The following is a 14,833-nucleotide window of genomic DNA, read 5'->3' as shown; positions in this document are numbered from 1 at the left end:
CGAGAAGTCGTACATCCGGCATCTGACGCCGGATCACCGAGGGTATTGCCTTCGCCGCTCGCGGTGAACCGCTTTCGCGAGTTGTGAGCCCCCTTGCGAGCCCTGCCCGGGCCCGGCCGGACGCGGTTGTCTGATGCCCCGGGCCTCCGCCGGGACCGGACCACAGACCTTCCGGCGGGGGCCTTCACCGATTCACGCTCGGGGGTGACAACCAGATGTGCGGAATCGCAGGACTGGCCGGCGCGGACGCCGCCCGCCACGAGACCACCGTCGCGGCGATGGGCCTGGCCCAGCACCACCGCGGACCGGACGGCACCCGGCACCTGATCTCGGCCGACGGCCAGGCGGTGCTGTCCATGAACACCCTGCTGATCGTCGATCAGACCGCTCAGCCCGGCCCCTACCGGGACCTGGCCAGCGGCATCGTCCTCACCTTCAACGGCGAGATCTACAACTACCGGCAGGTCGCGGCGGCCTGGGGCATCGACCTGGAGCCCGGCGACACGGACGCCCACCTGGTGCTGCGGGCCTGGGCCAAGCTCGGGCCCGGCTGCCTGGCCGGCCTGGACGGCATGTTCGCCATGGCCGTCTACGACCCGCGCGAGGGCCGGCTGTTCCTGGCCCGGGACCGGCTCGGGGAGAAGCCGCTCTACTGGCGCCTGGACGGCGGCCGGCTCGCGTTCGCCTCCGAGGTCACCACGCTGACCGGCTACGGCACCGCCCCGCTGGTCGTCCGCCCGGAGATGCTGTCCATCGAGACGCCGACCGGCGCCGACACCCCCTTCCAGGGCATCCAGCTGCTGCCGCCGGCCGGGCTGCTGGCCTTCGACGTCGCGACCGGCTCGCTGGTCCAGCGGACCTGGTGGCAGCTGGAGGGCTTGGAACCCTGGCAGGGCGACTACAAGACCGCGCTCGCCAGGTTCTCGACCCTGCTGGCCGACCGGATCCCGATGCGGGCGCCCAATTCGGACTTCGCGCTGCTGCTGTCGGGTGGGCTGGACTCCTCGGTGCTGGCCTACCTGATGCGCCCGCAGGTCTGCGTCACGGTCCGCTACCCCGGCCAGGACCGCCTGGACGAGTCCGCCATCGCGGCCGTCGTCGCCCGGGACATCGGCGCCGAGCTGGTCGTCATCGAGCCGACCGCCGCGGACTTCACCCGCACGCTCCCGGAGATCATGCACACGCTGGACTACCCCATGGGCAACGCCAGCACCTTCAGCGAGCACATGGCCTACCGGGCGGTCGCCGAACGCGGCATCCGGGTCGTGGCCGGCGGGCTGGGGCCGGACGAGTTCCTGATGGGCTACGTCCGTCACGCGCTCGTCCTGTTCGGCCCGCAGGCGGTGCTGGACGCCGGGCTGGACGCCTACCGGCCGCTGGCCTCCAAGCTCCTGGCCTCCACGGGGGAGCCGCTGGAGCCGGCCGAGGCGATCGTGAAGCTGGTCCTGCGCGGGCAAGACCCGGACGGCCGGCTCCACGAGCTGGTCTCCGATGCCCTCCGCCGGGCCGGCGGCGACCTGGCGCGGGGGCTGACGCTGGCGGACCTGGCCACGGCCTGGCGCCCGCTGGTGATGACCAGCGACAAGCTGGCCTCGGCGTTCGCGCTGGAGCGGCGCTCGCCCTACCTGGCCCGGGACCTGGTCGAGTTCTCCTACCGGCTGCCCGTCGAGCACAAGATCAGCGACCCGGCAGCGGGCAAGCGGATCCTGCGGGACGCCGCGAAGGCCCTGGGCCTGCCCCGGGAGGTCTGGGGCAGCCGGGACAAGCTCGGCTTCGCCTCCCCGGTCCCGAGCTGGCTGTCCGGCCCACTGGAGCCCTGGGCGACCGCCCAGATCAGCATGGCGCTGGACCAGGCGCCGCGCGGGCTGCAGCCGCTCCTGGCGGGCGGCCTTCGGCCGGGCGGGCGGTTCGACCGCACCCGGATGCAGGCCCTGATGGCCGCGGCCTGGTTCTCCGACCAGACCGTGGCGGCAGCCGCTTGACGGGCCGTCGGCTCACTACCGTGAGCGCATGGACTCCCAGACTCTCCCCACCAAGCCGTCCGCCGCCGAGCCGCGCGGAGCGGTCGCGATCATCACCAACCACCGCGGTGAACTCCTCCTGCACCTGCGCGACGACATCGACGGCATTGCCTGGCCCGGTCACTGGAGCCTCCTCGGAGGCGGCTGCGACCCCGGCGAGGACCCGCTCCTGGCGATCGACCGCGAGCTCGAAGAGGAAGCCGGCCTCAGCGTCGACAACCTCCACCGGCTCTTCGAGACCCGCGACGAGCACGGCTCCGGGCAGATCATCACGTTCTTCTCAGCCTACTGGGACGGCGACGAGACCGCGCTGCCGCTGACGGAAGGCGTCAAGCTCCAGTTCTTCGCCCCCGAGCACCTGCCCGTCCTGACCATCCCGCCGTTCATCCGCGACGGCATCCACCGCTACCTCGCCGCCCAGCCGGGCGCCTGACACCCCGTCCTCGAGGGGGGCCGGGGCACCCGGCCGGGCGGCACCCCGCCCCCTCGGAAGGACACGTTCGTGAAGCTCACCGTGATCGGCTGCGGCTACCTCGGCGCGACCCACGCCGCCGCGATGGCCGAACTCGGCCACCAGGTCCTCGGCATGGACACCGACACGTTCAAGGTCGAGGCGCTGAACAAGGGCCAGGCCCCGTTCGTCGAGCGCGGCCTGGACGACCTGCTCGCCAAGCACACCACCGCAGGCACCCTGCGGTTCACTGCCTCCTACGCCGAGGCCGCAGCCTTCGCCGACATCCACTTCCTGGGCGTCGGCACCCCGCAGCAGGACGGCAGCGGCGCCTACGACCTCACCCACCTGCACACCGCCGTCCGCCGCCTGGCCCCCCGGCTCGCCGACGGCGCGCTGATCATCGGCAAGTCGACCGTCCCGGTCGGCACCGTCGCCCAGCTGCGGCAGACCCTGGACGAGCACGTCCCGGCCGGGGTGAGCGTCCGCCTGGCCTGGTCGCCGGAGTTCCTGCGCGAGTCCTTCGCGGTCCTGGACACCCTGGAGCCGGACCGCATCGTGCTCGGCGTCGAGGACGGCGACACCAGCAGCGAGGCCGACTTTCGGGCCGTCTACTCCGACATCCTGGCCAAGGGCTCCCCGCTGATCGTCACCGGCATGGAGACCGCCGAGCTGATCAAGGGCGCCGCGAACGCCTTCCTCGCCACCAAAATCTCCTTCATCAACGCGATGGCCGAGCTCTGCGAGAAGACCGGCGCCGACGTCCAGCAGCTCGCCTTGGCTCTGGGCTATGACCAGCGGATCGGCGCCAAGGGCATGCGGCCCGGCCTCGGGTTCGGCGGCGGCTGCCTGCCCAAGGACCTGGCCGGGTTCACCCACCGCGCCGAGGAGCTCGGCGCCGACCAGGCCGCCACGTTGCTCCGCCAGGTCGACGTGATCAACCAGCGCCGGCGCGAGCACACCGTCGCCCTCGCCCGCGAGGTGCTCGGCGGCACCCTGGCCGGCAAGCGGATCGCCGTCTGGGGCGCCGCGTTCAAGGCCAACACCGACGACATCCGCGACTCCCCGGCCCTCACGGTCGCCGACGCGCTGCACCGGGCCGGCGCGGAGGTCACCGTCCACGACCCGGCCGCGATGGAGAACGCCCGCCGGGCCTACCCCCAGCTCGAGTACGCGGACGACCCGGCCTCGGCCGTCACCGGCGCCGCCCTGCTGCTGCACCTGACCGACTGGCCCCAGTACTCCGACGCCGACCCGGCCGACCTCACCCGGCACATCGCCGTCCCCAAGGTCATCGACGCCCGCGGCACCCTCAACGCGAACCGCTGGCGCGCGGCCGGCTGGACCTTCCGCGCCCTCGGCCGCTCCTGACCGCACCTCGGTCCACCCACAGACTCCCGGCCCGGCGCCGCACAGCACCGGGCCGGGCCCGGCACCACCCGAAAGAGGAGATCAAGGAGGAGCACCATGAGTGACACCCTCACCAGGTCGCGCGGCGCCGAGCTGCTGACCGGCGAGTTCTCCGAGTTCGCGGCCGACCTCGCCGCCGACGTCGCCAAGGAGAACCCCGGCTTCAGTGCCGACTACATCGGCCTGCTGGTCACGGCCTGGGCCGACTGGGCGACCCTCGTCGCCGACGACCCCTGGGCCGGTTACGCCCTCACCGTCGACATGGACGAGGTCTGGCACGCCGCCCTGCGGCGGACCCGCAAGAACTTCGCCTTCATGTCCCCCTGACCGGCGGCCGGTTCATCCACCACGAGCCCGCCGACGACTACGGCACCCCCGACAAGATCCGCGAGACCGTCGCCGCCCTCCAGGCGGCCGGCTACGGCGCCGCCCCCGAGGTCTACTCGGCCTCCGGCACCGCGGACTGCAGCGGATCCGACTGCCGCCCGGCCGCCCCCTGCCCCGGCAACGACGTCGGCCCGCGTTCGCGCCAACTGCCTGACCGACAGCTCGAGAGTGCCCCTGAGCCATCCGGACAGCTCAGGGGCACTCAGGTGGGCTGAGCCCGCGAGAACGATTCTCGAAGAAGATCGCTGGGTCGGTCCCCTCTCAGCCCTTCCAGTTGCTACCGACACCTACCCGACCTGGGGTGTCGGATCCGCCGCATGTCCCACCTCGAAGATCAACTCGGCTTACCCGGAGTTGGCTTGAAGCAACGCCCGAGCTGGCGTCAGATCCTGTTCTGCATATGTAGAGTTAGAGCTTGTGAGGACCCCATTTCGCATCACGTCGGCCACGCTCGACGTGCTCGAGGCGTTCCTGGTGTCCGACGAAGAGCTCCATGGCTTCGCGGTCGCCAAGGCCGCCGGCAAACCGACCGGCAGCATCTATCCGATCCTTGCCCGCCTCGAACAGGCGGGCTGGCTCGACAGTCACTGGGAGACGGAACACCCTGACGAGGGCCGTCCCCGCCGCCGCTTCTACTTCCTGACGCCCACCGGCGCCGAAGCTGCCCGCAGCATCGTGCTCGAACGCCGTGGGCAGCTCCCGAGCCAGGCAGCCGCTCAACCCCGCCCCAAGCCCGCCTTCGGGTTCCGGACGCGCTGGGCGGGCGCCTGGTGAACGACTTCTTAACCCAACTACTCATCCCCACCGTCCTCGGCATGGTCATTGGCGAGTTCACTGAAGTCTCCCCCTGGCTCGCACGACGGATCTTGCGGCTTGCAGCGCGCCGGCTGGGCAGTGCCGAAGCTACCGAGCGCTACGAGGCCGAGTGGGTCGCCTTGCTCAATGAGCGACCTGGCAAGCTGCTGAAGCTGTTCTGCGCGTCCTGGATCGCCCTCCGCGCGACCTGGACGCTGCGGGCCATCCATCGGCCCCTCGCCTCCGCTCCAGGAGCATCGAACCGGCAGGCGGAAGTTGCGCCCACCCCTGAGGAGCAACAGGCACGCTCCGCGACCGCCAGCGAGTCCGTCACCCCGCATCAGCGGCGCTTCTTTCCGTCCGCTCGTCAGCGACGCGCTCCCCAGGGCTACGTCTACCGTCGGGGACACCTGCGTCGCTCGCGGCGCCGGAACTCCCCAGTCCTGGCGGGGGCGATGGTCTGGATAAGCGTCATTGCCTTTCAGTCGAAGGGGGTAGTGGACTTCGCCGCCATCGGTGTCCTGCCGCCCTGCCTGGCACTGCCGGCCTGGTCCTACTCCGAGAGGACGATGAACAGGGTCCGCTCCCGCCTGGCTGCGGCATCGCTGCGGAAGGCGGACTGGTCCCTGGGCACCTTCCGGCTCCCCGCCGGAGCAGTCCGGCCGATCCGCGAGGCCCTGGCCAGGGGCGACGAGGTGCGTATCACCGACACCAAGCGAGGCGGCGACGCCACGGTGCGTGTCGTGGACGTCATCGGGGGCGGTCTCGCGTTCGTTGTCAGGCCCAAGCGCCACTCACAGCGCTGATCCAGGACAAGGGATGGGCTCCAGCACCGTGCTGGAGCCCATCCCTCGTCGTTGTTGCCGTCAGCGCGCCATCGAAGGCGCCAACTGGAGCAGACCCTCGCTGCCAGGATGGCGTCGGCTCTCAGGCTTGAGCCGTTCGGACGGTTCAGGGCGCTGCGGATCCCCAGACCAACATGCCCGCAGGAAGATGACCGAATGCCGACACGGCCCATTGTGCTGGGGCAGGCGCCCTCCAATTGGTCGCGGCAGCTGACATAGATGTCGCGCTGTCTGACCTTTTTACCCTGTTATGTCCCCTTCGGGGCTACACGGCACGGTTGCGAGCCTTCGAGCACCTGACCTTGAGAGCACTCGCATTCCCGGCCGAATTCGTCCTGACGGCCGAGAGGCCCCCAACGCTTCAGGTCGTTGAGCACGGCGCCGCCACACTCAGGCGTCCCCACCTGGAGAGCCCGGCCATGACCCCTGATGCCCCCGCACGCACGACGCTATGGTCCCTGAGGTCGCCAGAGATCGGCAGAATCCCCTGTCCGACCTGCGGGGCGAGACCTCGCCAGCAGTGCGTGACCTTGCGGGACCGACCGCTGACGGGTCATCACCGCAGCCGCATCACTCGCTACCTTGACATCCGCTTCGCTCTGCTCAGCCCGGCGCAGGAGGACCGGAAGGAGCGGCGGCTCGCGCCCGCCCTGACCGGCCCAGGACTGAGGATCGAGCGGGTTCCCGACCCTAACCCCTGGCGACTGCCGCTTCCAGACCTGGCAGACGTGATCAGCGCCAGCTTCATGGACCTCGTCAAGGTGGTGGTGGCCGAGTCATGCGGTGTCGAGCGCACCGGCCTCATTGATCTTCTCTATGGCCGGGACCGGATCTGCGAGTCGATCGACGCCCTCACCTACGGGCTCCATGACCTCCAACTGCGCAAGGAAGAGCACGTCCGGGCCGGCCTGGAGGAAGATCCCATTGTCGAGCGGTGGGACCATCAGACTCAGAGCGTTCGCCGCCGGCTCGGCGAGGCCAACGCAGAGCTGAAGCGCCAACGGGTGGCCGAACTGAGCCGCTACGGCCTCGTGTCGACCAACACCCCGCCGACCGACGATCCGGTCCGGTTCGCCAAGGGCCTGCTTGGCGAACTGTTCAGAGACGAACGAGCAGAGCTGATGGCGCAGGCCGCAGCCGCGGCCGGCTTGAGCCCGAACACCTCGATCCAGGTCGCCAACCAGTCGGAGAAGATCGGTTGGTGCATCGAGTGGGGGTCTTGAAAGCCCCGCTCACCCCCGAGGTCAGCACGGTCCTCGACATGGACGACGCCCAGTTCCGTCTGCGTGTCCTACGGGACGCCGGACGCCAGCAGGGACGCGACGACGTCCTCTGCCACCCGCTCGTGCTGCACCGGTGGCAGGACCAGCTTGAGGTACTTCGAAAGCAACTAGCGCCCGACCCTCAGAACCAGAGCCACCGCACGCTCGTCCCCCTGCCTCGGGCCGCCGCGCAACGCAGCCGACCTGACAACGCGGCACGTCGGCGCCTGTTCGCGAGCTTGGTCCAACGCACGCAGGAGAATGGCCGGCTGAAGCAGACCTTGTTCAATTCCATGACGATCGCCGAACGCTGCGATCCGGAGCACGAAGCCCTGATGCAGTTCGTCCAGCCGACCTACGACGAACTGGCCCGTCGGCACTCCCGCGTCTTCCGGCTGATTCGTGAGATGACCGCGCCCCACGAAACCCGCTACGGACGGTTCATCAGCTGCGACCCAAAGGAGCGCAGACGCCTCCGCAAGGAGATCATCGACCGCCTGCGGCAGCACCAGGATGCCGAAGGAGCTCGCCACTGAGACGACCTGCCCTGACTAGGGGCATTTCCAGTTTCAATGGGTTTCCAAGCAATGGAAACCGCACCAAACTGGAAACATTTCCTAGATCACATTCGATCCAGACGCTCTCCCCGCACTACGGAGAGTGAGAAGCGGTCCTGCCCTGACCCAGCCTCGTCGATCGGGGGACCGAGCACGGCTGCCGGAGACGCCGGGCAGGACAGATTGACATCTGACAGTTATTTGTACTGTCCATAACACGACCCAGAATCCCGTGAAGCTCATGCCGTGAACCTACGCCCACGGTACAAAGCCCCGACCGCGGTGGCGGCGAGCGCCACCCGGCGGGCCGTGATCGCATGTGCGGGCGGCCCTCGGGCGGGGTGGGGACGTGACGTCGGCGGCGGCCGGGTCAGGCGGCGGCGGTCGGGGCGGTGGTCGCGGCGGGGGTCGGGGCGGTGAAGGTCTCGCGCGGGCCGAAGTCGCTGTAGGTCACGGAGGTGACCGTGGTGACGGTCGACACGCGGGCGTCGGGGACCTTCATGGTCTGCCGCAGGGCCAGGACCCGGCCGCCCCGGTCGATCCAGATGTCGAAGTCGATGGCGGTGACCCCCTTCGCGCTCATCCGCTGGTGCTCCTTGGGGGCGAGGCTCTTGATCCGGTCGACCGTCAGGCGCCCGCCGAGGTGGTAGGCGGGCACGCCGTTCTTCTGCTCCATGCCCTTGCGGGCGGCGGGGCCGGACTCGGCGAGCGCCTTGGCGTAGGTGGTGGCGGTGTCGGACGCGGAGTCGTCGGAGGAGGTGCCCGAAGGAGTCCAGGTGCTTCCCGGCTTGGTCTTGTCGCGCATGAAGATGCCCTTGCCGGTGTTCACCACCTCCACCCAGAGCAGTGGCTCGTCGCTGCCGCCGACGAGCGTCTTGGTCTCCGTCCGGCTCTCGGTGACCGGGGTGTTGACGTTCGTCCGGCCGGTCGAGGTGATCGTGGACTGCTCACCGCCCGCGCCCGTCGCCACCACCGTCATGTTCATCGTCGCGGCGTACGGCGTCAGGTCGGGAGTGGTCAGTGCCTGGACGGGGTCGAACGCTCCCGAGGCGTCGACCGGCGCACCCGTGGCACTCGGGGCAGCCGTGGCAGTCGGCGTGACGCTCGCGGTCGCGCTGGGCGTGGCGGCCGGGGCGGACGTGGTCGCGCTGGGCGTGGGCGCCGGGGCGGGAGCGGACGTGGTCGTACTCGCGGCGGCCGAGGTGCCGGCCGCCATCGGGGCGGACTGCGTGTCGTCGTTGCAGGCGGCAACGGCCGACAGGGCGAGCAGCGAGGCGGCGGCGGTCAGGGTCGTGCGGCGGATCGTCAAAGTGGTCTCCGGTCGGCGGATTTCGTACGTGGACACACTTTCACGAAACATGCCCACCGATCGAAGGAATTTCCGCCCGGGCCCGTGCCGGAGGTGGAGGCGGGGGCGGGGGCGGGGCCCGGTGGGGGCGGGCCCCGCGGTGGGTGGGTCAGCCGATGCCTGTGGCCGAGAGGGCGGTGGTCCAGTTGGTGCGGATGGCGTTGCGGGCGGCGGCCAGGGTGATGACGCCGCCGCAGACGGCGTTCTTCAGCTTGGTCTCCACGCCGTCCTTGGTGGAGGAGTTCTTGGTGCCGTAGTGCGGCTCGGGCCACAGGTTGCCCGGGTCGCGGGGGGCTCCGCCGAGTTCGAGGGGGACGAGGTGGTCCTCCTCGTAGTCCGCCATGTTGGTGTCGCTGTAGCCGTAGTCGACGATGCCCTGGGCCTTGAGCGGGTTGGTGTAGGACGTCGGCGGGCGGACCGTGGCGGTCCAGCCCGCCACACATATCGTCGAGCCGATGGTGGCCTGGGTGACGGCGCCGTTGTACGAACCGGGCGTACAGCGCGGGTCGGGCAGCGGCAGGTAGGACTGCGAGCAGGTGGCGGCGTGCGCACTGCCCGTGCCGGCGACGAGCGCCGCGCCGGCCAGGGCGACCGCCGCGGTGGCGGAGACGAGACGTTGACGGGTCATCATGGAGCGTCTTCCCTTCAAGCCTGCGACCGGCCCCGCATATCGGGGATGTGCCCATGACAGCACCCGGCCGGGGCCGTCCGGCACCCACCGCGAGATGAACAACGGTCAACCGGCGCACGCGCGGACGGACCCCGGCCGGTCCGTCCCGGGGATGAGCCGCCGTTCCCACCGCAGACGGATGACCGCCCCGCTCGCCCCGGCGAAGCTTGAGCGGACACCACCGCCGCCCGGCAGCCCGCAGGCCCCACAGGAGACCCCGTGCGCGAACCGCCGCCCGCAACATGCCGTGTCACCGTCCACCTGCCCACCGACCTCGCCGAATGGCTCCACTGCTTCGCCGAGATCTCCCACCAGACCGACGACGACGTGGTCCGACGGCTCGTCGAGGCCGAGCGGGCCCGCGTCGAGGCGAACTGGGAACGGCCGGGGCCGGATGACGCCTGAACGAACGCGCACCGCCGAGGTGGTGAAGGGCGGCGTGAGTGAGGGCGGTGGGGGCGCGAGGCGTCATGCACGGCCGAGGGTCCTGAGCACGGTGGCCCGGGCGTCGAGGGCGTCCGTGAGTGCCGGGAACGGTGTCCCGGCGGGCAGGTCGGCGGCGAGCTGCCGGCAGATGCGCACGGCCGCGTCGGCGGCCCGCACCGCGTCCTCCACGTCGACGCCCGCCGCAGCCTGGATCACGGCGAGGTGTCGGAGCCCGAAGGCGTACCGCTCCATGGAGGCCGAGGGATCGGTGGCGGACTGGGTCCGGACCAGCTCCAACGCGCCCCGCAGCGCAGCGATCGCCTGATAGGTCCGGCCGGCCGCCGCCAGCCGCAGGCCGACCAGCATCACCCCGTCCAGCAGGAGCGGCCCGAAGGACTCCGGCTCGCGGGCGACGTTGCGTCTCATGGCGTCCACGGTCCGGACGGTCATCATCGCGGCCTCCAACGCCCTGCCGATGTCCACCAGGCAGGCACCGAGCAGGTCCGCCGAGTCCAGCAGCGCGGCCGCGTCGGCGGCCGTCCCGCCCTCGACCAGCCGCCGGCGGAGGGACACCGCCTCGGCGAGGTGCTCGACGGCCCTCTCCGGTTCGCCGGCGCGGGCGCGCCGACCGCCGGCGTCGTGCAGCGCGGCGGCCAGCTCCGGCAGCTGCGCCCCGCTCTCGCGCGCGGCCTCCCCCAGCACCACGATCCGCTCTTCCAGCGCCCCGACGGCCTCCTCCGGCCGGCCGGCGCGGGTGAGCCAGTGGTCGAGGGCGTACAGCGCGGTCGCGAAGTCGGGCAGGTGGGCCGGGTTGGCGGCCGCGAGGGGCCGCCAGAGGAGGATGGCCTCGCGCACGGGAGCGAGACCGTCCTCGGGCGTCGGAGGGTTCGTCGGAGGGTGCGTCCGCGCGGGCGTCTGCGACAGGCGGATGCTCAGATTGGTCAGCGACTTCGCCACGGCCGGCGCACGGAGCGGGTCACCGGCCGCCAGGCGCTCCCGGATCTCCAGCCCTTTGCGTGTCGCCTCCAGCGCCTCCTCGGGGCGGCGCAGTACGGCGAGGATGTTGCCGCGGTTGTCCCAGGCGCTGCCCAGGTGCGCCAGGTAGGCGGTGGGATTGATCCGGGCGAGCTCGTCGTAGAGCCCGACTGCCTCCTCCGTGAGCGCCAGGGCCTGCGCCGGATCGCCGCTCATCATCAGCCACTGGCCGCTGTTCAGCAGGGACATCGCCAGATCGGGCAGGTGCTGCGCCCGGTCGGCGCCGGTCAGCCTCCGGTGGATCCGAAGGGCCTCCCGGGCCAGGCCCACCCCGTGCGGCAGCTGCCCCGTCTCGGCCATAGCATTGCTCAGGTTGGTCAGCGCCCTCGCGAGCGCGGGCAGGTGCGCCTCTGGATCGCCGCCGGGCGGCTCCCGCAGCAGACCGGCCGCCTCCGTCGAAGCGGCCACCGCCTCGGCGGCGCGGCCCGTGCGCAGCAGTTGGACACCCAGGTTGTTCAAGACGTAGGCCAGAGCCACGGAATGGCCTACGGCGTCCTGCTCGGCCAGTCGGCGGTGGAGCTCGACGGCCTCCAGCATGGGTGCCGTCGCCTCTTCGAAGCGCCCGGTGGTGATGAGGAGGTCCGCGAGGCTGTTCAGCGCAGCCGCCAGAGCGGCCAGAGCGGTCGAGGTGGCCTGCGCCGAAGGCGCGGACGGCGCGGGGGGCGCGGAGCGGTCGACGGCGGCGAGCCGTCGACGCAGCTCGACCGCCTCCCGAGCCGGCGCCTCCGCCGCACCGAGCAGACCGGCGTTCGCGTAGCGCGAGGCCAGGGCGAACAGCAGGTCCGCCTCCTCCGCCGGGGAGACCGGGCCCTTGGCGAGCCGGTACCGGACCACTCGCCGCGTCACTGCCGCGACTCCCAGGTCAAGGTCGACGTGCCGGTGCCGGGGCAGCTGCGGAACGATCAATTCCAGTAAGCTGTCCGGTAGTTCGCTCAGCTCACAGAGCCGGCTCAGCGCCGCGCCCCCGGCCGCCGGTGCCAGGCCGGGCCACGTTGCCAGCAGCGGGACGAGATGACGGTCGATGACATGCGGCCAGCGGCGCGCCGCCTCGATCAGCACGGTGAGCGAATGGCGGGTGGCCGCAGGCGGGTCCGTGCCCTCGGCGTACCGCAGCAGCATGGCCGGGGCCACGGCCGCCCAGTCGTCCGTGGCGTGATACCGGTGCCGTTCCTCGAAGCCGGGCAGCGTCAGCGCGAGGAAGTCCTCCGCCAGCCGGTCGGGGGCCAGGCTCTCCAGCAGGCGGTCCGCCGTCTGCGGCGGATAGCAGTGAGCGTGGTCGCGCACCACCTGGTCCGCCTCGGCCGGCTCGGCTGCCCCGGTGCGTACCAGCGCCGCGGATGCCTCCGTCCCGGCCAGCGGCGGGGTCAGGGTGGCGACGTACACCGCGCGGCGCATCACCCGCTCCCGGGTCGGCACCGGGCCGCGCCCCTCGTCGTGGACCGAGCGCCAGTGGTCGTGCTCGCGGTCCAGGAGGTAAGAGGAGAGCCCGGCGAGGTCCCGGCCCGACGGGGGTTCGACGCCCCGCGCGGCCGCGTCCACGTCGACGAGCGCCTTCATGTGCGTGGTCAGCGTCAGGCCGTAGCGGGGCGCTTCCAACCCGTCCGGGACGGCCACCGCCGCGGAATCGGCCAGCCCGAAGACGGCTCCGAAGGCGTCCCGGGCCGAGGTGTAGGCCTCCGCGCGCGTCTGCGGGTCGTCGGGCAGGGCGGCCAGGCGGACGGCTTCGCTGTCCACGATGTCGAGCTTGCCCAGCTGATGGGCCAGCGCCTGCCACCAGTCCCCCGCCGGTCGGGAGAGCAGGAGGATGCGCAGCCGGTCGCGGGCCGCGTCGCGGTGCTGGCGGATCAGTGTGATCAGATCCGCCGTCGGCCAGCGCTCCGCGTAGTCGACGACCATGATCAGGCCGGGCGGGCGCACCGCCAGCGTCTCGTCCCCGCCACCTGCCGAGGCGACCTCGCTGCGGTGCCGGGCCTGGGCGACGGTCCAGCCGCCCCGGGCCGAACGGGCGGCGAACTCGGCCGCCAGCCGCGTCTTGCCCTGCCCTCCCTCGGCGTACAGGAGTCGCACGGACAGCCCGGGGACGCCGGCGTCCCGCCATCGTTCCAGGGCCCCCAGTTCCGGGCGCGGGGAGAAGGGCACGATCCGGTGGCGCGCGGTCAGCAGCCGGCTGGGCAGCCGCTCCAGGCCGCCGGGCCACGTCCCCCCGGGGTTCAGTGGGTACGGCTCGACCCGGTAGGGCGGGGTGTCGCGGTAGATGTAGTTGTACTGGTCGCCGCCGTGGACGGTGTTGATCGTGACCGTGCGCGCGAGGACGTTCTGGGTGAAGACCGTGCCGTCGCCCGATCCGTCGTTCATCCGCGGACTTCGCCCGCGACCGGGCCCTCGCCCTCGGCTCCGCGTCGGGAGTCCATGTAGTTGTTGACCTGGTTGCCGCCCACCACCGTGTTGACGACGGCGTGGCCCTCCGCGTTGATGGTCTGGATCCAGTTCCCCGACTCGCGCGGCAACCCGGTGTCGACCTGCGCGATCAGGGCCGCCAACTCGGCCACCACCGTGGGATCCGCGTCCACCAGCGCCTGCAGGCGCCGCCGCCACGGTCCGACGAGCTCCGCACGGATCGTGTCGGCCTGCTCCCCGGCCACCAGGGCCGCGTCACCGTCCAGTTGGCTCTCGATCGCGCCCGCGTCGTGCCCACGGCGCTGGAAGACCGATCCCACCCCCGTCCGGATCAGCTCCCAGATCCCGGTTCCCATCGCCGTGGCCAGCGAGTTGGCCGCGACCAACGCCACCGACTCCGCGTCCAGCGCGCTCTGAACGTCGGGCATCGTCTCCCCCTCCGGTCGCCGCCATGGGGTGGAACGGCGGCTTCGCTCCCCCAAATCATTATTCCATTCGGGGAGTTGCCGGGCGCGAGGTTCTCCGGTGTCGTGCGCCGGAGATTGACGCGCCGCGGTCCGCCCCGGCCGGCGCGGGGGCGAGGTAGCGGCGGCCGGTTACGGCGTGGTGGGGGCGCTGTCGCCGCGGGTCCGGACGGCGACGCCCAGCCGCCACGCCTCGATGTCGCGGTACCGGATCGGCCCCGGACCGCGGCCGATGTTGCTGCCGACGAGGTGCAGGCGTTCGGCCGACCATGTCCGGCCCGCGAAGACGGCGAGGCCCGCCGCGAGGCGCGGCACGCTGGTGGGATCGTCGCGGCGGGCGCGGGCCAGCGTCAGGTGGGGGTGGAGCGCGCGGTCCCTGAAGCCGATCCCGCAGGACCTGACCTGCTCCCGGACGTCGGCGGCGAGGGTGTGCAGTCCCTCCAGGTCCCCGTCGATCCCGCTCCACAGCAGACGCTGGTCGAAGTGGCCGCCGCCCCGCAGGCGCAGGGCCGGGGCGGGGTGCGACGCGGCGGTGCCGGCCAGCACGGACCGCAGCGGCGGCACGGCCGTGGAGGGCAGCTCGCCGAGGAAGGCCAGCGTGATGTGCCAGTCCTCGATGCGGTTCCACCGCAGCCCCGGGTACGCGGCGTAGGCGGGCTGCAGGGCCCGGGCCAGTTCGTCCTTGGCGTCGTCGGGCGGGGCCAGTGCCACGAAGACACGGAGGGTCGGGGGCTCGGGACCATCGTTCACGAGGGGAGGCTAGCC

At 71.7% G+C, this 14,833-nt stretch carries 14 protein-coding genes; 9 read left to right on the top strand and 5 right to left on the bottom strand.

The features are described 5' to 3' along the window. Nucleotides 1-215: 215 nt before the first annotated feature. From ABZW10_RS13335 to ABZW10_RS13300, 8 genes are all read left to right on the top strand, one after another. Nucleotides 216-1,982 (top strand): asparagine synthase-related protein, encoded by a 1,767-nt coding sequence (locus ABZW10_RS13335; RefSeq protein ID WP_355363565.1) that lies wholly within the window; start codon nt 216-218, stop codon nt 1,980-1,982. A 28-nt stretch (nt 1,983-2,010) separates the two neighbouring features. After that, nucleotides 2,011-2,454: an NUDIX domain-containing protein gene (locus ABZW10_RS13330; protein ID WP_355363563.1), complete on the top strand. Its 444-nt coding sequence runs from the start codon at nt 2,011-2,013 to the stop codon at nt 2,452-2,454. A gap of 69 nt (nt 2,455-2,523) precedes the next feature. Next, entirely contained in the window at nt 2,524-3,843 is a 1,320-nt protein-coding gene (locus ABZW10_RS13325; RefSeq protein WP_355363561.1) for a UDP-glucose/GDP-mannose dehydrogenase family protein, read from the top strand. Between the two features lie 96 nt (nt 3,844-3,939). Further along, on the top strand, nt 3,940-4,209 hold the full coding sequence (locus ABZW10_RS13320) for a hypothetical protein (protein WP_355363559.1): 270 nt from the start codon (nt 3,940-3,942) through the stop codon (nt 4,207-4,209). Nucleotides 4,210-4,686: 477 nt separating this feature from the next. Then, a complete protein-coding gene (locus ABZW10_RS13315) occupies nt 4,687-5,043 on the top strand; it encodes a PadR family transcriptional regulator (protein WP_355363557.1) in 357 nt (118 codons plus the stop codon). Beyond that, nucleotides 5,040-5,870, top strand: a complete 831-nt coding sequence (locus tag ABZW10_RS13310; RefSeq protein ID WP_355363555.1) for a hypothetical protein — start codon at nt 5,040-5,042, stop codon at nt 5,868-5,870. Before ABZW10_RS13315 ends, ABZW10_RS13310 begins: the two co-directional genes overlap by 4 nt. Before the next feature lie 563 nt (nt 5,871-6,433). Further along, entirely contained in the window at nt 6,434-7,132 is a 699-nt protein-coding gene (locus tag ABZW10_RS13305; protein WP_355363553.1) for a hypothetical protein, read from the top strand. Nucleotides 7,133-7,170: 38 nt separating this feature from the next. Next, complete coding sequence (locus ABZW10_RS13300) at nt 7,171-7,707, top strand: hypothetical protein (RefSeq protein ID WP_355363551.1); 537 nt, start codon at nt 7,171-7,173, stop codon at nt 7,705-7,707. Nucleotides 7,708-8,098: 391 nt separating this feature from the next. Here the strand turns inward: ABZW10_RS13300 and ABZW10_RS13295 are convergent, their stop codons facing one another. Further along, nucleotides 8,099-9,073 (bottom strand): hypothetical protein, encoded by a 975-nt coding sequence (locus tag ABZW10_RS13295; protein ID WP_355363549.1) that lies wholly within the window; start codon nt 9,071-9,073, stop codon nt 8,099-8,101. 112 nt (nt 9,074-9,185) lie between these two features. Then, nucleotides 9,186-9,707 (bottom strand): hypothetical protein, encoded by a 522-nt coding sequence (locus ABZW10_RS13290; protein WP_355363547.1) that lies wholly within the window; start codon nt 9,705-9,707, stop codon nt 9,186-9,188. Nucleotides 9,708-9,965: 258 nt separating this feature from the next. Here ABZW10_RS13290 and ABZW10_RS13285 point away from each other — a divergent pair, with 258 nt between their 5' ends. Continuing rightward, a complete protein-coding gene (locus ABZW10_RS13285) occupies nt 9,966-10,151 on the top strand; it encodes a hypothetical protein (RefSeq protein WP_355363545.1) in 186 nt (61 codons plus the stop codon). Between the two features lie 63 nt (nt 10,152-10,214). Here ABZW10_RS13285 and ABZW10_RS13280 read toward each other — a convergent pair whose 3' ends face one another. From ABZW10_RS13280 to thpR, 3 genes are all read right to left on the bottom strand, one after another. Continuing rightward, the gene (locus tag ABZW10_RS13280; RefSeq protein ID WP_355363543.1) at nt 10,215-13,562 is read right to left on the bottom strand and encodes a tetratricopeptide repeat protein; all 3,348 of its coding nucleotides are present in this window, start codon (nt 13,560-13,562) and stop codon (nt 10,215-10,217) included. After that, entirely contained in the window at nt 13,559-14,032 is a 474-nt protein-coding gene (locus ABZW10_RS13275; protein WP_355363541.1) for a hypothetical protein, read from the bottom strand. Before ABZW10_RS13275 ends, ABZW10_RS13280 begins: the two co-directional genes overlap by 4 nt. Before the next feature lie 168 nt (nt 14,033-14,200). Then, a complete protein-coding gene (gene thpR / locus ABZW10_RS13270) occupies nt 14,201-14,818 on the bottom strand; it encodes an RNA 2',3'-cyclic phosphodiesterase (RefSeq protein ID WP_355363539.1) in 618 nt (205 codons plus the stop codon). Nucleotides 14,819-14,833 lie beyond the last annotated feature (15 nt).

Origin of the sequence: Kitasatospora sp. NPDC004723, assembly GCF_040609255.1 — a bacterium.
Taxonomy (GTDB): Bacteria; Actinomycetota; Actinomycetes; order Streptomycetales; family Streptomycetaceae; genus Kitasatospora.
Note: the sequence above shows the minus strand (reverse complement) of the source record. Positions and strands in the feature narration are given on the sequence as shown.